The sequence below is a fragment of the Algoriphagus sp. genome (assembly GCF_029254265.1).
Taxonomy (GTDB): Bacteria; Bacteroidota; Bacteroidia; order Cytophagales; family Cyclobacteriaceae; genus Algoriphagus.
Map to the genome: position 1 here is coordinate 49,723 of NZ_JAQWXX010000110.1, position 24,308 is coordinate 74,030.

Genomic DNA, 24,308 nt, shown 5'->3' on the forward strand with positions numbered 1-24,308 from the left:
TTTCATATAATTAAAAAAAACTTGATTTTTTAATTATTCACAAATGGAAATCGATTTCCGTTATCATTTCAGCCATATTATTAATGAATTGTTAATTTTTCATTAAAATATATATAATTCTTTTAAATCGCTGTTTTTTAAGATCATAGTAGACCAACTGTTAAGAATTGCAAATTCGAAATATATGCCTGACTTTAGATTTGAAAATAAGTACTCATACCTATTTCACTTTTCAATCAAACAAAAAACCCTATGAGAAATCATTTACAAAAACTAAAGACATTGCTGCTTGCTTTGACTCTGATTTTCAGTGTCAGCATAGTATCCAATGCCCAAAACAGGACTGTTACAGGAACTGTATTGGATGCTACTCTTGGAGATGGAGTTCCAGGAGCAACTGTATTGATCAAAGGCACAACGCGGGGTGTTGCGACAGACCTTGACGGTAAGTTCACAATCGAGGTGCAGCCAGGAGATCAAATTCTGGTTATCTCTTTTATTGGTTACACCACACAGGAGGTAGAGATCGGAAACCAAAGTAACATCACTGTAAACCTAGAGGAGGACATTCAGAGCCTTCAGGAAGCTGTTGTGATTGGTTACGGTTCTCAGGATAAGAAGGAAATTACTTCAGCAGTAGTCGGTGTAAAACCAGAAGACTTCAACAGAGGAAACGTTTCCAATCCAGCCCAATTACTCCAAGGAAAAGTAGCTGGACTATCTATCACTAGACCAGGAGGTAGCCCTAACGGAGCAACCAATATAAGACTTAGAGGTCTTTCTACTTTCGGTGCAAACTCTTCTCCACTAATTGTATTAGATGGGGTCATCGGAGCATCTATTGAAAACGTCGATCCAAATGATATTCAGTCAATCGATGTGTTGAAAGATGGATCCGCTGCAGCAATCTATGGTGCAAGAGGTTCATCAGGTGTGATTTTGATTACTACAACCAAGAAAGCAAATAAAGACGGTAGAACAGCAGTATCAATCAACACTTTTGGTACGATGGATCAAGCTACTAACTTAATCCCAACACTTTCAGCAGAAGAATTTGTAGCTAGAGGAGGTACAGATTTCGGAAGCAATACAGATTGGAGAGAAGAGTTAATTTCTGATGCTTTCTCTTATACTACAAATGCTAGCGTATCGGGTGGTTTTAATAATACCAACTACATGGCTTCTGTAAACTGGAGAGATAATCAAGGTATTGTTAACGGTGTAAAAAATGAGCGTTTAAACACTCGATTAAACATCTCACAAGGTGCTCTAGACAACAAACTTAGATTCAATATCAACCTTTCATTTTCTAATGTAGACTCAGAGGATATTAACGACGGTGCGTTCCGATATGCAACACTTTATAATCCAACTGCTCCAATCTTCGAAAACACTGAAGATGCGAACAATAGATTTGGAGGTTATTTCCAGAGAGATCTTTTTGATTTCTATAATCCAGTGGCTTTGGCCAACCAGCAGAAATTCATAGGTGAGACTAAAACTTCTCTTGCATCTTATAGAGTTGAGTACGATATCAGGCCAAACTTGACAGTTTCTGCTCAGTATTCTCAAGATAGAAGAAATACACTTTCTGGAGCTTTCTGGTCTAGACAAGATTTTCAAGTTGGATTTGGAGCTGGTGGATCTGCTCAACGAAATACTTTTGACAGACAACAAAAAATCTTCGAATCTACAATCAGATATGAGCAGGATATTACTGACGGTTTGAATATGACTCTATTGGGTGGTGTTGCAATGCAGTCCACAAAAAATCAAGGATTCAATGCCAGAGTTAGACAATATCTTTTCGATCTAGGATGGGATAACCTTGGAGCTGGTTCAATCAGATTAGGTAACAATACTGATGTATCTTCCTTTGCAAATGAGGATCAGTTGAACTCTCTTTTTGGAAGAGCAAATTTCAACTATAACAACACGTATTTCTTCTCTGCTTCAGTAAGAGCTGAAACTTATTCTGGATTCGGAGCCAACAACCAAACTGGTGTATTTCCAGCTTTGAGTGCAGGTGCTGACTTTACCCAAATCTTCGATATGGGTATCTTCAATCAGTTCAAGCCAAGAGTTTCTTATGGTGTAACAGGTAACCTTCCTCCATCACCAACTTTATCCTTGGGTGTTTTTGGAAACGGAAACAGAATTGATATTGACGGTGATCCACTTACTCAAAATGACGTATTCGTAGGTATCGTTCAAAACTCCAATCCAAACCAGGATTTGAAGTGGGAAACCAAAAAAGAATTTAACATTGGTATCGATTTCGGGTTATGGAATGACAAGGTGACTGGTAGCATGGATTATTACACTAGAAACATTTCAGATCTACTCTTCAACGTACCGGTAGCAACTGGTGCTCCTAACCCTTTTGATCCAGGAAGATTCAACACTGCATCATCTACTTGGGTGAACCTTGCAGACTTAAGAGCAGCTGGTTTTGAATTTGCTTTGGGAGTAAATGGAATCGATTTGGGTGCTGTGAAATGGACTCCAAATATCAACTTCACCATTTATGACAAAACTCAAATCCAAAGTCTTTCTGCAGGTGAGTTAGGATTTGACGAATTGAGATTTGCTACTCCAGGTTCTCCTGGACAAAATAACAATCCAATAATCTACAATCGAGTTGGTCAGACTTTGGGTGACATCTATGGTCCAAGATTATTAGGATTAACCGACGGTGGTGAGTATATCCTTTCTACAACTGATCCAGATGAGTTTGAGAAGCTTGGTAACGGTCTTCCAAAAGGTGAGTTTGGTTTTGCAAACAACTTTGTTTACGGTCAGTGGAATTTGAGTTTCTTCTTCAGAGGTGCATGGGGTCATGACTTGTATAACTCTTACAGAGGTTTCTATGAAAACGGAGATCCTGCTTCAAACACTTGGAACTCTGTTATCACTGATAAAACACCAACAAATCCTTTGGTAACTTCTACCCCTACATTCAACAGTTCATACGTTGAGGATGCATCTTTTGTAAGATTGGACAACATGGAGTTAGGATATAACTTCAAAACCAATTCTCCTAATTTGAATTCCTTTAGAGTGTACTTCGCTGCACAGAACCTATTTACAATAACGGGTTACACAGGTATTGATCCTGAAATCAGAGTAACTGACCTTGAAAACGGAAACGGTTTTACTTCTTCTCTTTCTCCGGGAATTGAAAGAAGAAATACTTATTTCCAAACCAGATCATTCACTTTGGGTGTAACTGTAAACTTTAAGTAATCAATCAAATCACAGAGATATGTTAAAATATATAAGTAAAATCTGTCTAGTGATCCCCGCAGTATTTCTACTGGGATCATGCTGGGAGCTCGATCAGGAGGTACTCGATGGAGTTACTGCTGAGGACATCGCCAATAGCACAAACCCCCAATTGATTGACGTTTTGAAAGCATCTGCTTATTCAAGAATCGTTGGTAGCTGGGGTGGTCACAATAGTATTTGGTCTATTCATGAAGTAGCATCTGATGAGATGGCAATCCCTCAAAAAGGAGCTGACTGGGAAGATGGTGGGCTTTGGTTGAGAATGCATAGACATACTTGGCAGCCATCTGACGAGGCTTTCAACAACTCTTGGAATTATTGTTACACAGCTGTAGGTGAAATTAACAACTTGATCATTTCTTATCCAGATGTAGTAGCATTGAATGCTGAATTGAAGGTACTAAGAGCTTTGGTTTACCTTTGGTTGATTGATAGTTTTGGAAATGTACCTATCATTACAGAAGCATCTTCAGGGGGTAATCCAACGAACAATAGCCGTCAGGAAGTCTTCAACTTTATTGAGTCTTCAATCAAAGAGAATATTGACCTTCTTCCTAAGGCAGATACCAAGACGACCCTGAACTATTACAGTGCTCAGGCAATTCTTGCTAAGTTGTATTTGAATGCTGAAATCTATACCGGAACAGCAAAGTGGGCTGAAGCTGAAGCTGCTGCTGACGAAGTTATAGCTGGTCCTTATTCATTGACCACAAACTTCTTCTCTAACTTCTCGACAAGAAATGGTGGTTCTACTGAAAACATTCTGACCCTTCCTTATGATCAGGATAATGCTGGTGGATTCAACTTGGTACAAATGACGCTTCATTATCTAAGCCAAAACACATACAACCTACAAGAGCAACCATGGAATGGATATGCTTCTTTGGAAGAGTTTTACAATTCTTTTGATGATTCAGATATCAGAAAAAGCTCATTCTTAGAAGGTCCTCAGTTTGCCGCTGACGGGTCTAGATTAAATGACATCTCTGCCGAAGCAAATGATCCTGACGGACAGCCGTTGACTTTCACTCCAGAGATTAATCAACTAGCACCAAATGCATACAGACAAGCCGGTGTGCGTGTTGGAAAATTTGAATTTGCCACCGGTGCAGCGTCAAGTTTGAGTAATGATTATCCACTCTTCAGACTAGCTGATATTATTTTGGTAAAAGCTGAAGCAGCTTTCCGTCAAGGAAAAACTGCAGCAGCGCTTACTGCAGTTAATCAGGTAAGAAGCAGAGCAGGTGTTGCACCTTTGGCAGCAGTTACTTTAGATGATTTGTATAATGAGCGTGGTTTTGAAATGTTTGCTGAAGCTTCTAGAAGAACTGATCAAATCAGATTCGGAAAATTCAACCAGCCATGGTGGGAAAAAGGTCAATCAGAGCCATTCAGAGCTTTATTCCCAATTCCATTACAGCAGATCAATGCTAACCCAAGCTTAGTACAGAATCCAGGTTATTAATTTAAATTAAATCACCCAATTAAAAGGAAGTGTACATTTGTGCACTTCCTTTTTTTTCAAATACTCATGAAGAAGCATCGAAATCCGATTACACTGATTTTAATCCTTCTTTTTTCCTGCAATCAGGAAAAACAAACTAACCCTACACTTTTCAAACTCCTCTCTTCCGAATCAACAGGAATCGAATTCAGAAATGATCTGCATTATACAGAATCGGTAAACCCATACACTTTCCGCAACTTTTATAATGGAGCCGGAGTAGCATTGGGAGACATAAATAATGATGGCTTCCTTGATGTTTTTTTCGCAGGAAATCAAACCTCAAATAAACTATACCTCAATCAAGGCAACCTTAAATTCAAAGATATTACAGTGGATGCTGGATTAGCATCTGATGGCATTTGGTCCACCGGAGTAAGTATGGTAGACATCAACAACGATGGGCTTCTTGATATTTTTGTATGCAAATCCGGCCCTCCCGGTGGAGAAAAACGACATAATGAGCTCTTTATCAATCAAGGCAACCTGACTTTTTCGGAACAATCTCAAACTTATGGAATCGCTGATTCGGGCCTTTCTCAGCATGCTGTCTTTTTTGATTTTGACAAAGACGGCGATTTGGATATGTATCTGCTTTCTAATTCTGGACGATCTGTGGGAATATTCGACCTCAGAAAAGGTCAAAGAGAAGAGCGCGATCCGGAGGGTGGAAATAAACTCTATAGAAACGATGGGTCTAAATTCACTGATGTAAGTGTTGCTGCTGGAATTTACGGAAGCGTCATTGGCTACGGACTTGGAGTAACTGTAGCAGATTTAAACGATGATTCTTGGCCGGATTTATATGTCTCCAATGATTTTTTTGAACGCGATTACCTTTACCTAAATAATCAGGATGGGACTTTCAAAGAATCACTTCCAGAACTTCTTCCTGAAATCAGCCTTGGATCCATGGGTGCTGATATTGCCGATCTTGACAATGATACCCACCCTGATATTTTTGTAACAGAAATGCTTCCTGAGGACATGACCCGGGTTAAAACCAAAACTCCATTTGAGGATTGGGACAAATCGCAAGCAAATTTCCAGGCAGGATACCACCATCAATTTACCCGAAATACGCTCCAACGGAATCTAGGCTTTCGGCCAGGAAGTAATCTTCCTGTCTTTACTGAAGTGTCGCGCCAAGCAGGCGTGCACGCGACGGATTGGAGCTGGGGAGCCCTGATCTTTGATGCTGACAATGATGGACTCAAAGATATTTTCGTTGCCAATGGAATTGTCAAAGATTTGACTGATTTCGACTTTGTGGATTTCTACCTCAACAATCAAGAAAATATCAATGAGTTCCGAGCCGATTCTGTTTTGTTAACCAAGATGATTGACGAATTTCCTTCCGTACCTCAGCAAAATTACTGGTATAAAAACAAGGGGAATTGGGAATTTGAAAATCTTGCCAATTCGGTTGGTTTGGATCAACTCACTTTTAGCTCGGGGGCAGTTTATGGGGATTTAGATAATGACGGTGATTTGGAATTGATCGTCAACAACCTCAACGAACGCGCCTTTATTTTTCAAAATCTTACTGTTGAAAATAAGAATGGCAATTTTCTAAAAGTAGATCTTGGAAATTCTTTTGGAGCAAAAGTGATTTGCTATGCGGAAGGAAAATCATTTTACCAAGAATTTCAACCAGTCAAAGGATACATGTCATCTGTAGATCAGAAACTCCATTTCGGACTGGGGAATATCTTGACTCTCGATTCTGTAAAAATTATTTGGCCGGACAATCAGGTAACCTTATTGGAAGGGATTTCAACAAACCAAGAGCTTAAACCTGAAAAGAAAAATGGAAATTTTTTGAAGGAAAGAAGCTTACCTACAAAGTTGCCACTTCAGCAAGCAGATCTTAACTTACCTTTCAGCCAAATTCAAAATGATTTTATTGATTTTGATCGTGACCGGCTTCGATTTTGGATGATCAGCGATGAAGGCCCTAAGGTTACAAAAGCAGATATCAACGGTGATGGAATGGAGGATATTTTCATCCCAGGTTCAAAAGCAATCTCTTCCACACTATTAATTCAAGCTCCAGACGGCACTTTCAAGAAGTCTAACCAACCAGCTTTTGAAGCTGACAAGGACTCTGAAGATGTGACTGCCTATTTCAATGATTTAAATGGGGACCAATTTCCAGACCTGGTCTTGGCCAGCGGAAGTTTAGAATTTCCAATGAATGACTCTCGCTATTCGGATCGTGTTTATCTGAATGATGGAAAAGGGAATTTCACAAAAATTGAGACCAACTTTCCGGCTACTCCGACTTCATTTGTCCTTGCCAATGACTGGGATCAGGACGGAGATCTGGATTTAGCTATTGGTGAACGGACGGTTCCATTCGCCTATGGGATACCGGTTGGGATTACTTTCTGGGAAAATAATGGGAAAGCAATTTTCAGAAATATTTCGTCAGAAATAGCTCCAGATTTAAAGACTTTGGGCATGCTGACAGCTGGAGCATTCGAGGACTTGGATGGAGATGGAAATACAGAATTAATTGTAACTGGGGAATGGATGCAAATCCGAATATTCAGTTTGGTCGATAGCAAGTTCATCGAAAAAACCGCTGATTTTGGTTTTGAAAATACTTTTGGGCTCTGGAATTCCCTTTTGATAGATGATTTAAATGGAGATGGAAAACCAGATATTTTCGCAGGAAACCGGGGATTGAATACCAGATTAAAATCTAATTCAACCCATGAACTGCGGATGCTTGTGAATGATTTTGATCAAAACGGGGCCATAGAACAGATTCTTGTAGACTTCGATGGGAAAAGTTCAATTCCTTGGGTCATGAAGAATACAATCTTGAAGCAAATCCCTTCCTTACGAAAGCAATTAATTACCTATGATTCCTACAAGGATCGGACTTTGGAGGAACTTTTTCCAGAATCTATTCTTTCAAAATCAATAACTTTGCGGGCGCAAACATTAAAAACGACCCTTTGGTTAAATGAGGGAAACGGCAGGTTTAAAGAAAGTCAAATCCCCTCCGAAATTCAGCAAGCTCCTGTGTATGCATTGGAAAAAATCATTTCTGAAAGTGGAAAAATCCAGATTGCAATAGGTGGAAACCAAAGCAGGATCAAACCTGAACTAGGCTCCCAAATGGGAAGCTACGGCTGGCTAATCGAATTGCAGGCCGATGGCTCTTGGAAGTGCTTTCTTCCTGAGGAAAGTGGACTTTTCGTCCCTGGTGAAATCCGTGATTTTACCCAAATAAAAATCAAAAACCGTAACTATTTACTAGTATTTAGAACAAATGAAAACCCAATCGCTTTTGAGATCCGCTAAACTTGTCATCATGACGGCACTTGTCCTGCTGAGCTCTTGCAAATCTGAATATGAAAAAGTAGAAAGCCGAGAACTCGCTTCTGGAAAAATAGTAAATGAGATTTTTCTTGGCTTAGAACTGGGAATGGATAAGAAGAAATTTTACGAAACCTGCTGGGATTTGAACAAACAGGGCGTGTTAACAAATGGACCTGGTGAACTCTCCATTGAATATGCCGCCGAACTTCCTTCTGGCAACCCCGCCAAAATGAGATTTTACCCCAAATTTGAGGATGATAAAATCTACATGATGCCAGTAGAATTTACTTATGAAGGTTGGGCTCCATGGAACGAAGACCTAGCTGTGGAAAAGCTTCGAGAAGATGTTGTGGCATTTTATGAACAATGGTTTGGCCCAGGCTTTTTCGAAGTGACTAATGAAGACAAGACTCAAATTGTATTTGTGAAAATAGATGGAAATAGACGAATCCGGATTTTCAAAAAACATGAGTCTATTGTCCGAGCTGAGATTATGGATTTAAAATTCAAAAAAGAACAAGCAAAAGAGCCGGCATGAAAAAAGAACTTTTAGCTTTTTCGGCTTTCCTGCTTGTATTGGCTTGTCAGGAAAAAAAGGAGCCTTCCATCCCACCTCTATTTGAACAAATCAAAGTAGAGCGGTCTGGAGTAGACTTTCGAAACGACCTTATTTTTGATGAATCATTCAATATCTTCACTTACCGTAATTATTACAATGGTGGCGGAGTAGCACTTGGTGACGTGAATAATGATGGCTTGCTGGATATTTATTTCACTGCCAATCTTGGACCTAATCAGCTTTACCTCAATCAAGGTGATTTTAAATTTGAAAATGTAACTCAAAAAGCAGGGGTTGCGGGAAGCCGTGCATGGAGTACCGGAGTGGCCATGGCAGATGTCAACGGCGATTCACTTTTGGATATTTACGTCTGCAATTCTGGAGATATCTCAGGAGACAATAAGCAAAATGAGCTGTTCATCAATAATGGGGATGGGACTTTTACCGAACAAGCGGAGGCTTACGGTTTGGCTGATCAAGGATTTTCCACCCATGCGGTTTTCTTTGACTATGATAAGGACGGCGACTTGGATGTCTATTTGCTAAACAACAGCTATCAGGCCATTGGTACCTTCAATAAAATGCAAAATGAGCGCCCCAAACGAGATGAAGTGGGCGGTGATAAACTTTTTAGAAATGATGGAAATCGATTTGTAGATGTCAGTGAAGAAGCTGGTATTTACGGCTCGATCATCGGCTTTGGACTTGGAATCACCATCGGCGATGTGAATCAGGATACCTGGCCGGACATTTTCATTTCGAATGATTTCTTTGAGAAGGATTACCTCTACATCAATAATCAGGACGGAACCTTTACCGAATCACTAGAATCTGCGATGCAATCTATTTCAGCAGCTTCAATGGGAGCAGATATCGCCGATATCAATGGAGATGGATTGCTGGATATTTTCGTTACGGACATGCTTCCTGACTCCCCTACTCGATTGAAGCAAGTCACCACTTTTGAAAACTGGGATAAATTTCAATTCAATAAAACCCACGGATATCATTACCAATTCTCCAGAAATATGCTTCATATCAACAATGGTGATGGCACATTCAGCGAAATGGGTAGACTTGCAAATGTAGAAGCAACAGACTGGAGCTGGGGAGCGCTACTTTTTGACATGGATAATGATGGCAAGCGGGATCTCTTCGTGGCAAATGGAATCTACCAAGACATCACGGATTTGGATTACCTGAATTTTATCGATGATGACGAGACCAAGGTGAAAATCATTTCCGAATCCGGAGTAAATTATAAGGCATTAATCGACCCTATTCCAATCAATCCAATCCCAAATTTTGCCTATCGTAATCTCGGAGAATTGAAATTTGAGAATATGGCTGAGCAATGGGGCCTTGGCGAAGCGATTCATTCCAATGGAGCCGCTTATGGTGATTTGGACAATGATGGGACTTTGGATTTGGTGGTCAGTAATGTGAATCGCCCTGCTTCAATTTTCAAAAATATGGGGCGGACGCTTTCGCCTGAAAATCATTTCATCCAACTTCAACTTGAAGGTAAAGGAGCAAATACGGCCGGAATTGGAGCACAGATCCAAGTGATAGCCGGAGGAGAATTATTCTATACCGAACAAATTCCAAATCGGGGATTCCAATCATCTGTAGACCCCAAATTGACAATAGGTTTGGGAAACAAATCTCAGATCGAGAAAATCAAAGTGCTTTGGCCAGACGGGAAATTGACACTTTTGGAAAACATTCCAGCCGATCAACTTCTTACATTAAAATGGTCTGACGCAGCTGATATTCCTGCTGGAGAAACCTTCTTTGCGACTAAAAAGACACCAAGATTCAAGCAGTCCGAATCGGAAGAATTAGACTTTTTGCATCAAGAGAATCCAATGGTTGATTTTGATCGAGATCGTCTGACCTACCATATGTATTCTACAGAAGGTCCAGCTTTTGCAAAAGCTGATGTAAATGGAGATGGAATTGAAGATCTTTATTTTGGCGGAGCCAAAGGATTTGAAGGAAAACTCTATCTCGGAAATTCAACTGGAAGCTATGTGCTCTCTGAGCAAGTTGCTTTTGTTTCAGATGCAAACTCCGAAGATACTGACGCCCTATTTTTTGATGCAAACCTAGATGGTTATTCAGACCTCTATGTCTGCTCCGGCGGAAATGAATTCCCATTAGCGTCAACAGAACTATCCGATCGGCTTTACTTGAATGACGGAAAAGGAAATTTCACCAAGAGCTTTGCTGGGTTTGAAACGAATACTGAAAGTAGTGCTGTGGTCTTACCAATTGACCTCAATGAGGACGGGGCAATAGATCTGATCGTAGGCACACGGCTTGTACCCTATGTGTATGGAGCGCCTGCTTCCAGCAACATTTGGATCAATGATGGAAAAGGGAATTTCTCCAACCAAACCGCTGCTCTTGCTCCTGCATTCAATGAATTGGGAATGATAACAGATGGGAAAGTCACGGATTGGGATGGAGATGGAAAAGCGGATTTGATATTTGTGGGTGACTGGACCGCACCGATTTTCTTCAGGAATACCGGCGGAAAACTGGATAAAATCGAAATGCCTGAGCTGTCAAATCTCAAAGGTTGGTACCGGACTTTGGAAGTTGCCGATCTGGATAGAAATGGTCTTCCTGATTTGATTTTGGGAAATAACGGATTTAATTCCAGATTCAAAGCATCGGTAGATACACCTGTCAAAATGTACTTGAATGACTTCGATCAAAACGGATCCATCGAGCATCTTTTTGTCAGAGAAGTTGGAGGACAGCAGATTCCTTATGTTTTAAAACATGAACTGGAAAAGCAGATTCCGATCATTAAGAAGCGGTATATCAAATATGAGACTTATAATAATCAGACGTTTTCGGAGATTTTTCCTCCCGAAGTGATCTCCAGATCCATCGTAAACGAATTGAATAACCTGGAATCCGGCGTGTTGATGAATCAAGGAAATGGCAAGTTTGAGTGGAAGCCCTTCCCAAGAATGGCTCAGAGATCTTACGTTTTTGCCATACACACTGAGGATCTAGATAAGGATGGAAAACTGGATTTGATCTTGGCAGGAAATCTGACTCAAGCCAAGCCTGAAGTCGGTAAATACGATGCTAGCTATGGTGAAGTACTTCTTGGAAATGGAGACGGGACATTCCGTTTCTGGCCAAATGCTGAGAATGGTTTGAAGCTTTTTGGAGATATTAGGGCGATTTCAAAAATTGCTCCCAACAAACTCCTCTTTGTGAAGAATAGTGGAAACGCAGAAATTTGGAAGTTTTGAAGCAGAACCAATCTATTCCTCTAATTGTATTTGCGCTAGCTTCAATCGCTTTCTTTTCCTGCAAAGAGGAAAAAGAACCCAGCCTTTTTGAGCTAGTTCCATCTGAAAAATCGGGTGTTGATTTTGAAAACAAACTCACTTCAACAGACTCGCTAAACATCCTCGAATACCTCTATTTCTACAATGGCGGAGGAGTTGCTATTGGCGATATTAATAATGACGGACTAGCTGATCTTTATTTTTCCGGGAATCAAGTATCCAATAAACTTTACCTCAACAAAGGCGCATTTCAATTTGAGGATATCACCGATAAAGCCGGAGTTTCAGGTGATGGAGGTTGGTCCACAGGGGTGACTATGGCTGACGTCAATGGTGATGGACTCTTGGATATTTATGTCTGCCAGGTTGGGGATTACAAACAGATAAGTGGAAAAAATAAGCTCTATATCAATCAGGGAGATGAGACATTTATTGACTTGGCTGAGGCTTACGGGGTAGATTTCAAAGGGTTCAGTACACAGGCAGCTTTTTTCGATTACGATCGAGATGGAGATCTGGACATGTATCTCTTGAATCATTCTGTCAAATCCCCAGAGGTTTTTGCCAAAGCGATCAATCGAACCAAACTTGATTCAGAAGGCGATCGTCTGTTTAAAAATCTTGCAGTTGAGGGTGAGCGAGGATTTGTGGATGTGACGGAAGAAGCAGGAATCTATTCGAGTATTTTGGGATTTGGACTTGGAATTGCTGTTGATGACGTCAACAATGACGGTTGGCCAGATCTCTATATCTCCAATGATTTCACTGAAAATGACTACCTCTATCTGAATCAACAGAATGGTACTTTCAAAGAATCTCTGGATTCTTTGATCTCAAATACCAGTCGGTATAGCATGGGAAATGATCTTGGCGATCTGAATGGCGACGGCTTACCTGAAATCTTCACTACGGATATGCTTCCTGAGGATCCTGAGATTTGGATGAAATCGGTAGGGGAAGACAAAGCCGAAGTATATCAGATCAAAAAACAATTTGGCTATTCCGATCAATACGTTCGAAACCATTTGCAATTGAATCAAGGTGAAAAAGGCTTTAGCGAAATCGCTTTGTACGCAGACGTCTTTGCCTCCGATTGGAGCTGGTCTCCTTTGATTTTTGATATGGATAATGATGGCCTCAAGGATATCCATGTCACTAATGGAATTGTGAAGCGTCCAAACGACTTGGACTTTATCCAGTACAGTCAGGAAGTCGATCCTAATACTAAAATGGAAGAGTTACGAAAGAATCAGATCGAGCTCCTTCCAACGGTCAAGCTGCCCAATTATACTTTTCGTCAGGGTTCAGAATTACATTTTTCTAATGAAAGCAAAGCTTGGGGGCTCGACCAACCCAGCTATTCCAATGGCTCAGCCTATGCAGATCTGGACAACGATGGGGATTTAGATCTGGTAATTAACAACTTGGACCAACCTGCTTTTATCTATCAAAATCATTCGGAGAAAAGCGGAAATTCTTCCATTTCCATTGATTTAAAAGGAAGTGGATTGAATCCATTTGGAATCGGAGCAAAAGTATCTGTCTTTGCCAACGACAAATCTTGGCATCAATTCAACTCCTCCACACGTGGCTTTCAATCTGGCTCGACTGCTTCCCTTGTCTTAGGCTTAGGTCAAATCAGCCAAGTAGACTCGGTAAGGGTAAGGTGGCCTGATGGAAATTTTGAATCATTTACCAGTTTGACTGTTGGAGCAAAGAACTCGCTGGTTCAGGGAACTGGAAAATCATTCTCTGAAAATCAAATTCTGGAGTCAGCTCAATCGGAATTCCCTATCATAGCTTGGAGACACGAGGAAAAAAATGAAATTGATGAGACGAAGCGGGAATATTTAATTCCTAAGAGTCTTGCTTCGCAGGGACCTGCGTTGGCGGTCGGCGATGTAAATGGTGATGGCCTTGAAGATGTTTATCTGGGTGGAGCAAAAGATCAAGCCGGAGCTATTTTCCTTCAAGATGCCGCAGGGAATTTTACGTCAAACCCAAGCCAGATATTCTCCCAACTCGCCAAAGCTGAAGATGTGGTGGCTGAATTTGCAGACTTCAACCGAGATGGGAATTTAGACCTTTACATCGGCAGTGCCGGGAATGAGTACACAAGTGGGAATCTTTTTAATTTTGATCGGATCTATTTCGGGGATGGTAAAGGTGGATTCAACTTTATCCCAAATGCTTTGCCTCCAATTGGTGAAAACACTTCCAGCATTGCGATCCATGACTTTGATCAAGATGGTGATTTGGACATCTTCGTGGGAGCATCGATTGTCACCGGAGATTATGGAGCTAGTCCCAAAAGCTCATTGCTTGTAAATCAAGGGAACGGCTTTTTCAAAGATGAAACTCTAGCCAAATTTGGGCAACAAATCGATTTCGGAATGGTCAATGCTGCTATTTGGGCAGATCTTGAAAATGATGGTCAAAAGGAATTAATCCTGAGTGGCGATTGGCAAGCTATTCGAGTTTTTGGATTGACTGCCGAAAATAGCTTTCAGGAAAAAGTAATTGTAGGACTGGAAAAATCCGCAGGTTGGATCGAAAGTCTCTTGGCAGCGGATGTAAATGGTGACGGAAGAATCGATTTGCTGACCGGAAATTTAGGCCTTAACTCTAAGCTGAAAGCGAGTCCGGAAAAACCTGTCTGGTTTTACCACCATGATTTCGATGGCAATGGGCAAGCCGATCCGCTTATTTTCCATTATATGGGTGAAAAACTTGTTCCTCTCGGGACTCGAGATGACTTGATCAAACAAATCCCAAGTTTGAAGCGAAGACATACCTCCTATGTCGATTATGCGAAAAGCAGTCAACCCAGTGATTTTTTTCCAAAAGAAATTTTGGATATCGTTAATAAGAAACCAGCGTATGAATTTCGATCTGGTGCTTATATTCAGCAAACTGATGGTTCATTTCAATTCACCCCTTTCCCATATTTGGCTCAGCTAAGTCCTATCAAGGCACTAGTTTGGGATGAGAAAAGTCAAAAGCTTAATCTAGCTGGCAATTTCAGTGATTTCCGAGTGGACTTAGGAAAAAACACAGCGATGGCTTTCCAGTCCTTTAAATTCCAAAATGGGAAATGGATCGAAATGAAAGTTGATCATGACATTCCAAATCAGGCTGAAATCCGACAACTCAAACCCATCAAAATAATAGAAAAAGAATACCAATTAGCTGCTAGCAATAATGGCGGATTGTATTGGGTTAAAGTTGATTAATGTCATTTGCATGCAATTTTAAATCCCCTAGCTTTGAGATCCCTTTCCAATTGAATCAGTGGAATTTATGTCATTACTCCCTGATTTATTAAATTTGCCTTATCAAGTTCATCTCAACTATGCGAATTCTAAAAATTCTCCTGCTTTCTGGAATCATCCTAATTGGCTTTTCCTGCCAAGAACCGGTAGACTATTCCAATGCAATCACAGATGGTCATTACCTGAATCAGGCTCAAGATCGAGTAACCCAAGTTATTATTCATGATATTTTCTCACCGCCAGTTGCCGCAAGAATTTACTCCTATTCTTCGCTGGCTGCCTATGAAGTTGCAGCAGCTGTAGATCCAGCATATGCTTCCCTTTTTGGCCAGCTTAGAGGTTCTGAAAAAAAAGATTTCAATCCTTCTGAAAAAGTTTACCCACCTCTGGCATCATTAGCGGCCTATTATTCTATGGGCACCGCTTTAATCTTCTCTGAAGAAATGATGAACGAGCATCGAGATGCAGCCTACGCTGAGTTGAAAGAAAAGGGAATTCCGGATGATGTATTTGAAGCATCTATTGCCTTCGGACAAGAAGTAGCAGCAGCGGTAAAAGAATATTCATCAAGAGATAATTACCATCAAAGCCGCTCCTTTCCTAAGTACACAGTCACGGGTGATCTTGGAACATGGGAACCTACTCCTCCAGCCTACATGGAAGGAATCGAGCCACATTGGAATAAGATCAGAACTTTCGTGTTGGATTCTGCAGCCCAGTTTAAGCCTTTGGCTCCGCCTCCATTCTCTACAGAAAAAGGGACTCCCTTCTACAATCTTGCTGATGAAGTCTATCAGGCAGCTATTAATGCAAACGAAGAGCAGCAAGAAATTGCGCTGTTTTGGGATTGTAACCCTTACAAGGTCAATGTCAAAGGACACGTGATGTTTGCCGAGAAAAAAATCACTCCGGGAGGTCACTGGATGAGCATCGCTGCCATTGCAGCAAAAGGAGCAGGAAAAGACTGGAAGGGAACAGCAGAAGCGTTTGCTTTGACTGGGATTTCTCTAAACGAAGCTTTTATCTCTTGCTGGGATGAAAAATACCGAAGCAAACTAATCCGACCGGAAACTTACATCAATCAATATATCGATGAAGAATGGGTGCCTCTTTTGCAGACTCCACCTTTCCCTGAACATACCAGTGGTCATTCTGTGGCTTCAGCTGCCTCAGCTTACACGCTGGGACAACTCTTTGGAGATCAATTTCATTTGGTTGACAGTTCGGAAGTAGCTTACGGACTACCGATCCGGGAATTTGACTCCTTCAGCAGCGCAGCAAAAGAAGCCGCTATCAGTCGTTTTTATGGGGGAATTCACTACATGCCTGCCATCGAAGATGGCGTCAAGCAAGGAACCCAAATTGGGGAATTTATCTGGTCAAGAATCAGTACTAAGCCGGAAAAACTGGCATCGAAAAACTAAATCGGAAGCAGTCAGAAATGGCTGCTTTTTTTATTCCTGTTGGAAAAAGTTATTTTTTGATCAATAAATGACCCTTTTGCAAGGTTATTTTTTTAATTCCTCTGAAGATTGAGTACCTTCTTTCATCACCTTTTTGATTAGGGATTTACCCCTTTTCTTGTTTTTAATCTAGTAAACCTATTATGTCAAAAACGATTATCGTTTCAAACCGACTTCCAATTAGCCTTCGGCATCGCAATGGAAGATTTGAATTCAAACCTAGTGCAGGAGGACTCGCCACAGGTCTCGGGTCAATTTATAAAGAGGGCGAAAATATCTGGATAGGTTGGCCAGGAAATACAGTGGAAGATCCGGAGCAACGTGCAGAAATCATACTGGAACTGCATGATCTGAAAATGGCTCCGGTATTTCTCACCAAAGAAGATGTTGAGGAGTTTTATGAAGGATTTTCGAATGAAACCCTCTGGCCAGCTTTCCATTACTTCACGCAATACATGGTTTATAACCCTAAGCATTGGGAAGCTTATGTACGGGTAAATGAGAAATTTTGCGAAGCAATACTAAAAAAAGCCGGTCCGGAAGATACCATTTGGGTCCATGATTACCAGTTGCTTTTGCTACCCCAAATGCTTCGTGAGAAACTGCCAAATGCAACCATTGCATTTTTTCAGCATATTCCATTTCCATCTTACGAGATCATCCGGATGATTCCCTGGAGAAAGCAGTTGCTAGAAGGCATGGTTGGTGCCGATTTGATTGGTTTTCATACTTATGATGACATGCGCCACTTCCTCAGCGCAGTAGGTCGTATTACCGGACTTTCTTCGGAAAGTGGTTATATACAAGCCGAAAATCGAATCATCAATGTGGATTCTTTTCCAATGGGAATTGATTACTACAAATTTGCCAACCAGGCAAAAAGTAGAAAAACTCAAAGTATCGTCCGTGAATTTCGAAAGCAGGTAGAAGATCAAAAATTGATCATCACCATTGATCGACTGGATTATTCCAAAGGAATTCCACAACGGGTTCAGGCATTTGCACAGCTTTTGGAACAGCATAAAGAACTTCATGGAAAAGTCTCTATGATCATGATCGTGGTGCCGAGTCGAGACAAAGTACAGTCATACAAAGAACTGAAAGAGGAAATCGATCTGCTCGCGGGAAGAATCAATTCCGAATATTCCACTTTGAATTGGAAGCCTGTGCATTACTTCTACAGAAGTTTTCCATTCGAGGAGCTAAGTGCTTTCTATAGCATGTCTGATATCGCGCTAGTTACTCCTTTGCGAGATGGGATGAATCTGGTCTGCAAGGAATTTGTAGCAAGTAAGACCAGCCAAACCGGGGTGCTAATCCTATCTGAGATGGCAGGTGCATCTAAAGAACTTCAAGATGCCGTCCTTGTCAATCCAAATGATCGGCAGGGTGTCGTTGACGCTATTTATAATGCCCTTAGTATGAAGCCTGCGGAGCAAAAAGCCAGAATGGTCAGTATGCAGGAAAGCTTGAAAAAATACGATGTCTTTCAGTGGGTGAAGGTCTTTATGGATCGACTGGCGCATGTGAAAGCCAAACAAGCAGAACTTACTTCCAAGGATGTAGATGCGAAAGTCATGGGTGAAATTGAAGCGGCTTTTCAGAAGGCGAAAAGACCAATTTTGTTCTTGGATTACGATGGGACGCTTACAGGTTTTGTCACCAATCCCAAAAATGCTTTGCCAGATGCGGAATTGAAATCTATCATCAAAAACCTGAGTGCCAAAGCTGAAGTAGTCATCATTTCAGGAAGAGACAAGGATACTTTGGGCACTTGGTTTAAAGATCAAAATGTGGATCTCATCGCTGAACATGGAGTTTGGGTGAAGAAGAAAAATGAAAAAGGAGACTGGAAACTCTACGCCGAAATTGAAGACGGGTGGAAGGATGATATTCGGCAGATTATGGAATATTACGTCCTACGAACCCCCGGAGCATTTATAGAGGAGAAGCATCACTCGCTTGTCTGGCACTATCGAAAAGTAGAGAGCGGATTGGGTGATCTCCGAATGCGCGAGCTTTTTAGCCACTTGAAATACATGGCCCGAGGTCATAACCTTCAGGTATTGGAGGGAAATATGGTCCTGGAAATCAAACGGCCGGATATCAATAAAGGCCGAGCTGCCACAGCAATCATGAAAGACCAGGAATTCGATTTCATTTTAGCTGTAGGAGATGATTGGACAGATGAGGATACGTTCAAGGCAATGCCGAAAAATGCCTATTCCATCAGAGTGGGTTATGCTTATACCCAAGCAAATTACAATATCAAATCCGTGAAGCAGGTGCGGCAACTATTGGCAAAACTCGGGTCTTAAAATAAGAATTGAGAAAACAGATACCGCTGGAAAGAAATTTCTAGCGGTATTTTTTATACAGATTGTATAAGATCAATTCATCCACTCCACGGAGTGGTTGTTCTATATCGCGCTGGATAAAATGAATTTTGAAGGATTGGACGGCAGCTGCTGTATCACTCACATCATATCCGATGATCCGAAGTGCATCGATCGAGTTGAAATTTTCAGGAAGGTTTCCTGCTTCTAAATAGTTGGGAGTATCCAAGACTTCATCGTACCAAAATCCATAACCAGCCTCGGCCAATCTTTTCCAAGGGAAGTATGGGCTTGGATCTACTTTTCGCCCGGGAGCGATATCCGAGTGTCCGATAAAATTGGCAGTAGGAATTCCATACTTCGTCTTCAATCGCTTCAAAACAAGCAATAAACTCTCGATTTGCTTTTCGTTGAATGGTTCAAATCCATTGTTGTCGAGCTCAATCCCAATGGAAGCAGAGTTGAGATCGGTATCATTTCCCCATCGTCCACGGCCGGCATGCCAAGATCGCAGGTAGTCGTTGAGCATTTGTACTACTTCCCCATCTCTTCCAATCACATAGTGGGAGCTTACTTGAGTTCGGGTAAGCGTAAAAGTCTTAATGGTCTGCGCCAAAGAATCCTGAGCCGTATGATGGATGATCACAAAATTGGGTCGGCGGACGCTGAAATTCGTCGTACCAACCCATTCATCTGTGATGCTGAGTGTGTCTGGCTTAGTTTGAGATTTTGTTTTGGGAATTTCCTGCAGCGTTCTGGTCACTTCTTTTACTGCTTTTTTATGGGCTTTATTATTCTTTCTGAAAATGTCATTCGAACAGGAAACAAGCGCTATGGAAATACCAGCAAATACTAGTGCTGAGAAAATTTTATGAAACCTCATGAACCAATTTTTTTTCGAAAATTGAAGCTACGAGTATTAAACTAAGTCTGAAAATTAGGTGTGAAAAAAGTACTTAACCTTAGCGTACTTGGCGGTAAAAAACCTTATATCTAACTCCATTTAATGGTAAGATGATCAAAGCAAATTTTCTGATTTAAAACCCTTTGTGGTTGAAAAGATTCGTTTCCATCCTCCCGCCCAAGCATCATTTTTTCCAAAATATAATCCTGCGTGGGAGCCAGATACTTGAACAGAATCTTATTTCTACCCAAATGTCACCCCTCTGGGGTGTTTTGAAAAGCAGCGTCAAGTTTTAGTGAAAGGCCTGCTTTCTCTCCTTTGCGAACCTTAGTGTACTTCGTGGTAAAAAAACCTACTATCTACTTTCGTTAAGTTGCACATGACCTGCAGCAAATTTTCTGATTTCTGATTTGAGCTTTCTGATTAAAAATAAAACCCTTTGTGACCTCCGTGTCATCCTCCGTGTCCTTGGTGGTTAAAATCCTTTTACAAGAAATTAGGCTTATCCAACTTTTTACCAATCCGGAAAGCTGCATTCATCAGCCCCACATGTGAATATGCCTGCGGAAAATTACCCCATTGACTTCCGGTATGCTGATCTACATCTTCAGAGAATAATTTCAGATCGTTGCAGTATTGAACCAACGTCTCGAAACCTTCCACAGCTTCCTGCAATCTCCCCACACAGGCCAATGCCTCAATGTACCAAAATGCACAAATCAAAAATGTGGTCTCAGGTACCCCGAAATCATCCATATGCTTGTACCGATAAAACAAGAAATTTTTTGCCAATAAGTCCTCTTCCAACGCTTTCAGATGTTCATTTGCGCGCTCCAAGTCATCCCCAAAATAGCCCATCGTAATCAATTGAAGGGTGCTGGCATCCATGTACTTCGAACCGATAGCCTGTGAGTAAGCCTTTCGATCAGGCAGATAGCAGGATTCTATTTTTGCTATCGCAAGATCACGTAGTGCAATGGCTTTATTGTACATGGTATCGTTTTTCAATCGAATCCCCATCTTGGCAGCTGCACAGGCTCCGGCCCAGTGAAATAAGAAAGTATAACAATGCTCTTGAGCCAAGTTGCGAAACTCCCAAAGTCCAGCATCCTTCTCATTCATTGTCAATTCGATCTTGTTTAACAGATTCATGATCATCGGCTCAGAGTGCATTCGCTCCTCTTCAGTGAATCGCTGATCCGAATACAAAGGCAGCAACGAAACTAATACCTGACCATAGAGATCATTCTGAATGTGTGTATATGCCTGATTCCCGAAACGCACTGGCTTATTTCCCAAATACCCATCGAGATCCGAAATCTCCTCTGTCAACAGTGCTCCGCCAGTAATCGAATAGAGGGGCTGATAGCGTCCATCTTCGCCGGTGCGGAGATTATGGATAAATTCAAAATACTTTTCCAACTCCTCAAAGTGCCCCAAGCTATTAAAGCAAGTAAGGGTATAATAGGTGTCCCGAATCCAGCAATAGCGATAATCCCAGTTTCTAGTCGAGTTGGGAGACTCTGGCAAACTGGTGGTCGATGCCGCAATAATTGCCCCTGTATCTTCGTATTGGTGTATTTTGAGAACTAATGCAGAGCGGAGAACCAATTTCTGGTGAAAGTTGGGAATGCTGGTGGACTTGACCCATTCCTGCCAATAGGCCGTAGTTGCATGTAGAAAGCGCTCACAAGTAGTTTCAATAGGAGCTTCCAAAGGTCTGCCATAAGTCAATACCAAATAAATCGGCTTATGCAGCGCAAAAGATTTATCCTCCGTGATGTAGCTCATGGAAGCATTGGTAGTCAATCTCAGTTCCTGATCAATTCCCATGTATCGCACATGGTTACTTCCAATACTTGGTGTCAATTGGATTTTTCCATAATCAGTTACCGGCTCACATTTTATTTTTATCCTTGGAGAACCGCTTAAAGCTTCTACTTTTCTGATTAGCATCAACGGCTTATAATAGCGATCATAGTTTTTAAAACGGGGAGCAAAGTCTGTGACCCGGTAGCTATTCTCACCAGAAGTAACTGTTGTTTGAAGAATATTGGTGTTTTCCAAATAGGCTTGGGAGGTTTCAAAATTCTCTGATTCTGGCAAGACCGTGAACTGCCCGCCTTTTCTGCGATCCAGGAGCCCTCCAAAAATAAAATCCGAGTCGAACCGAGGGAAGCAAAGCCAGCTGATATTGGTAGTTTTTTCTACATGGGCGATAAAGGCGCAATTGCCAATTAGCCCGCTTTCGTAGGTATGTTTAGTCATAAGTTCAGGTTTGAATTGATAAAAAATAGGTTTTGGGCAAGAGGCAAGAAAGTAAATGCCTTAGTGGAATCCAAAAATGTTGGAAGAAAGGTGGTTATAATTCTGTTGTTAACTTGTATTCCAGCCAACAATTAGCCTTCACATTCATAGCAATTCTACAATCTTCAGAGTGATGATTATTGGGGTGCCTCAATCCTTATAGTTTGGAAAAAGTTATTTAAAAGCTTTAAAGGTCCTCATCTAAATCAAACTTTAAAAGGAAAAACTCTTCTGGATCTACATTTTCAAAAGTTTCAAACTTCTCTTTCAAACACGGGCTTTTATAAAAAGTCGAATCCTTCTCAATTTTCAAAGCACTATAATAAAATTAAGAATTGATAAAAAAGAACCTGGCCGGAATCCAGCACCAACCTAGTGCATGTACAATCTTAATTTTTTTTTATTCACAAGTCTTAGTTTGAAAAATAATACTAAAATTTAAAAAAACCTTTTTTTTAGTTTAAAATCTCAAACTTTTCTAGTTGAAAATTTCTAAAGACGAGTGAAACAGTCCCTTATCCTGAATCTAGTCCTCCACTTTTTCTGCAAGAAGATACGAGACCGATAGATCATTCTTGATCGAATAACAAATAAATGTCGCTGAGATATCCAGAAGCGGAGCTTCGCTCCAGTTCAGCGAATTATGATCAAAATTAGGTGAATCTCCGGGTCCTGCATAGCCTAAAATCTCATAATGCTCCAGAGGTTTATTCACCTTAAGTATTTAAAAATCAAATTCCAGCAAAAAAAGGATAGGATTTCCTTCAGGATCTAAACTCTCTTCAAGCTCTTTCAATTTCTGAAAAGTTTGACTTCTACCTTGGAAATTATTGAGTCCAGCTAAAACATTCTCTGGATTAGCCTTAATGACAAAGTTATTACCTATCACCCCTACGGGTATCATATTTGGGTCAAAGGTCACCTCGTCAATCAGGCTAGACTGTCTGAAAGTTTTGGATTGACCAGTAGAGTTTGAGTAGATAAAATTCCATCTCTCACCATTCAGTGAAAAGACTATAAAAATATAACTATCAGTTTCATAATACGCATAAATATTACAGTATTTTGACCAAGATGCCTGCACTGCCTCTTCTACATTTTCACTTTTGAGCAATTCGGGATAGTTGGATTTATTCTGTTGGAAATCAATATAGATGTAAGGATTAGGTCTATCGAAATCATTTACTTGGAACAAGGTGTCATTCAAATACCTCCGGTATATAGTCTTGCCATCGGGGTTTTCAAACAATGGATTGACCATCAATACATTGAAGGCTCGAGTATGATAGGGGAAAAATGAATTTTGTACATCCAGTAGCTCATCTGTCAGAATCAAGTTATCCGTACCCATGCCAGCACCAATGAATGCATAACCATTTGGAATTTTTTCAAAACCATTTGCCATAAACGACGGGATTTTTCTTTGCCCCAGGTAATTTCCGTCTAAATCATAAGCTAAAATTCTACCTACGTCTAAAACTTCAATCTCATTATCAATGATTTTAAAATCCATAGGCTGCAAATATCCACCTGGCCCCTCCCCTCTAAATCCTATTGATCTCTTAAATGCGCCATCCTGCCCAAATACCATTAAAAATTGACCCCGAATATAGTCAAGAACATAAAACTCTCCATTTTTTAAAGCCAATCGATTAATATTTTTGAAATAAAGAGGTTTCCCATCAAGGTCATGGTCTTGAAATGAAACTATGCTAACATTCTCCTTAATCAGATTAGAAAATGAAACAGTTTCTAACTCCTCCTCTAGATTTATTTTGATTGATGGGATGTCTCGAGATTGGATTATACCTTCACAACCTGCTAGGGGTAAGCCTAGAAAGAAAACCCATATTGTAGATCGGACTATTTTCCGAAACACAGGATAAAACATTTTTTGAATTAAAATTGGTATTTCAATATTCACTTGATAGAAAAGAAATTTATGTAGTCGAACGTTTTCTGAGTTGTACGATCAGAAAAATTAAAATATTGCCAAGGAACCATTGATTCCAAGGCAATAAACTAAAT

Annotated in this window: 12 protein-coding genes; 8 read left to right on the forward strand and 4 right to left on the reverse strand. The window is 40.7% G+C overall.

Going from position 1 to position 24,308, the window contains the following annotated elements:
* Nucleotides 1-252: 252 nt before the first annotated feature.
* The 8 genes from P8O16_RS16960 to P8O16_RS16995 all read left to right on the forward strand — a co-directional run bounded on the left by P8O16_RS16960 (nucleotide 253) and on the right by P8O16_RS16995 (nucleotide 19,051).
* Nucleotides 253-3,246: a SusC/RagA family TonB-linked outer membrane protein gene (locus P8O16_RS16960; RefSeq protein ID WP_300316595.1), complete on the forward strand. Its 2,994-nt coding sequence runs from the start codon at nucleotides 253-255 to the stop codon at nucleotides 3,244-3,246.
* Between the two features lie 19 nt (nucleotides 3,247-3,265).
* Nucleotides 3,266-4,753, forward strand: a complete 1,488-nt coding sequence (locus tag P8O16_RS16965; protein WP_300316596.1) for a RagB/SusD family nutrient uptake outer membrane protein — start codon at nucleotides 3,266-3,268, stop codon at nucleotides 4,751-4,753.
* 66 nt (nucleotides 4,754-4,819) lie between these two features.
* Nucleotides 4,820-8,107: a VCBS repeat-containing protein gene (locus tag P8O16_RS16970; protein WP_300316597.1), complete on the forward strand. Its 3,288-nt coding sequence runs from the start codon at nucleotides 4,820-4,822 to the stop codon at nucleotides 8,105-8,107.
* Nucleotides 8,108-8,117: 10 nt separating this feature from the next.
* Nucleotides 8,118-8,663 carry a hypothetical protein gene (locus P8O16_RS16975; protein WP_300316598.1) on the forward strand — a complete coding sequence of 182 codons (546 nt, stop codon included), beginning with the start codon at nucleotides 8,118-8,120 and terminating at the stop codon, nucleotides 8,661-8,663.
* Entirely contained in the window at nucleotides 8,660-11,959 is a 3,300-nt protein-coding gene (locus P8O16_RS16980; RefSeq protein WP_300316599.1) for a VCBS repeat-containing protein, read from the forward strand. The genes P8O16_RS16975 and P8O16_RS16980 overlap by 4 nt, the downstream gene beginning before the upstream one ends.
* Nucleotides 11,956-15,231 (forward strand): VCBS repeat-containing protein, encoded by a 3,276-nt coding sequence (locus tag P8O16_RS16985; RefSeq protein ID WP_300316600.1) that lies wholly within the window; start codon nucleotides 11,956-11,958, stop codon nucleotides 15,229-15,231. The genes P8O16_RS16980 and P8O16_RS16985 overlap by 4 nt, the downstream gene beginning before the upstream one ends.
* 119 nt (nucleotides 15,232-15,350) lie before the next feature.
* Nucleotides 15,351-16,694, forward strand: a complete 1,344-nt coding sequence (locus P8O16_RS16990) for a vanadium-dependent haloperoxidase (RefSeq protein ID WP_300316601.1) — start codon at nucleotides 15,351-15,353, stop codon at nucleotides 16,692-16,694.
* 182 nt (nucleotides 16,695-16,876) lie between these two features.
* Entirely contained in the window at nucleotides 16,877-19,051 is a 2,175-nt protein-coding gene (locus P8O16_RS16995) for a bifunctional alpha,alpha-trehalose-phosphate synthase (UDP-forming)/trehalose-phosphatase (RefSeq protein WP_300316602.1), read from the forward strand.
* A gap of 40 nt (nucleotides 19,052-19,091) precedes the next feature.
* Here P8O16_RS16995 and P8O16_RS17000 read toward each other — a convergent pair whose 3' ends face one another.
* The 4 genes from P8O16_RS17000 to P8O16_RS17015 form a co-directional block, all read right to left on the reverse strand.
* Nucleotides 19,092-19,952, reverse strand: coding sequence for an N-acetylmuramoyl-L-alanine amidase (locus tag P8O16_RS17000; protein WP_300316603.1), 861 nt, complete (start codon nucleotides 19,950-19,952; stop codon nucleotides 19,092-19,094).
* A gap of 507 nt (nucleotides 19,953-20,459) precedes the next feature.
* A complete protein-coding gene (locus tag P8O16_RS17005) occupies nucleotides 20,460-22,241 on the reverse strand; it encodes a glycoside hydrolase family 15 protein (protein WP_300316604.1) in 1,782 nt (593 codons plus the stop codon).
* A 565-nt stretch (nucleotides 22,242-22,806) separates the two neighbouring features.
* Nucleotides 22,807-22,995, reverse strand: coding sequence for a hypothetical protein (locus tag P8O16_RS17010; protein WP_300316605.1), 189 nt, complete (start codon nucleotides 22,993-22,995; stop codon nucleotides 22,807-22,809).
* A 9-nt stretch (nucleotides 22,996-23,004) separates the two neighbouring features.
* Nucleotides 23,005-24,171 carry a 6-bladed beta-propeller gene (locus P8O16_RS17015; RefSeq protein ID WP_300316606.1) on the reverse strand — a complete coding sequence of 389 codons (1,167 nt, stop codon included), beginning with the start codon at nucleotides 24,169-24,171 and terminating at the stop codon, nucleotides 23,005-23,007.
* Nucleotides 24,172-24,308: the final 137 nt, after the last annotated feature.

Coding starts and splice junctions, on each gene's coding strand:
- P8O16_RS16960 (WP_300316595.1), top strand. CDS start 253: ATGAGAAATCATTTACAAAAACTAAAGACATTGCTGCTTGCTTTGACT.
- P8O16_RS17000 (WP_300316603.1), bottom strand. CDS start 19,952: ATGAGGTTTCATAAAATTTTCTCAGCACTAGTATTTGCTGGTATTTCC.
- P8O16_RS16970 (WP_300316597.1), top strand. CDS start 4,820: ATGAAGAAGCATCGAAATCCGATTACACTGATTTTAATCCTTCTTTTT.
- P8O16_RS17005 (WP_300316604.1), bottom strand. CDS start 22,241: ATGACTAAACATACCTACGAAAGCGGGCTAATTGGCAATTGCGCCTTT.
- P8O16_RS16990 (WP_300316601.1), top strand. CDS start 15,351: ATGCGAATTCTAAAAATTCTCCTGCTTTCTGGAATCATCCTAATTGGC.
- P8O16_RS16980 (WP_300316599.1), top strand. CDS start 8,660: ATGAAAAAAGAACTTTTAGCTTTTTCGGCTTTCCTGCTTGTATTGGCT.
- P8O16_RS16975 (WP_300316598.1), top strand. CDS start 8,118: ATGACGGCACTTGTCCTGCTGAGCTCTTGCAAATCTGAATATGAAAAA.
- P8O16_RS17015 (WP_300316606.1), bottom strand. CDS start 24,171: ATGTTTTATCCTGTGTTTCGGAAAATAGTCCGATCTACAATATGGGTT.
- P8O16_RS16965 (WP_300316596.1), top strand. CDS start 3,266: ATGTTAAAATATATAAGTAAAATCTGTCTAGTGATCCCCGCAGTATTT.
- P8O16_RS16995 (WP_300316602.1), top strand. CDS start 16,877: ATGTCAAAAACGATTATCGTTTCAAACCGACTTCCAATTAGCCTTCGG.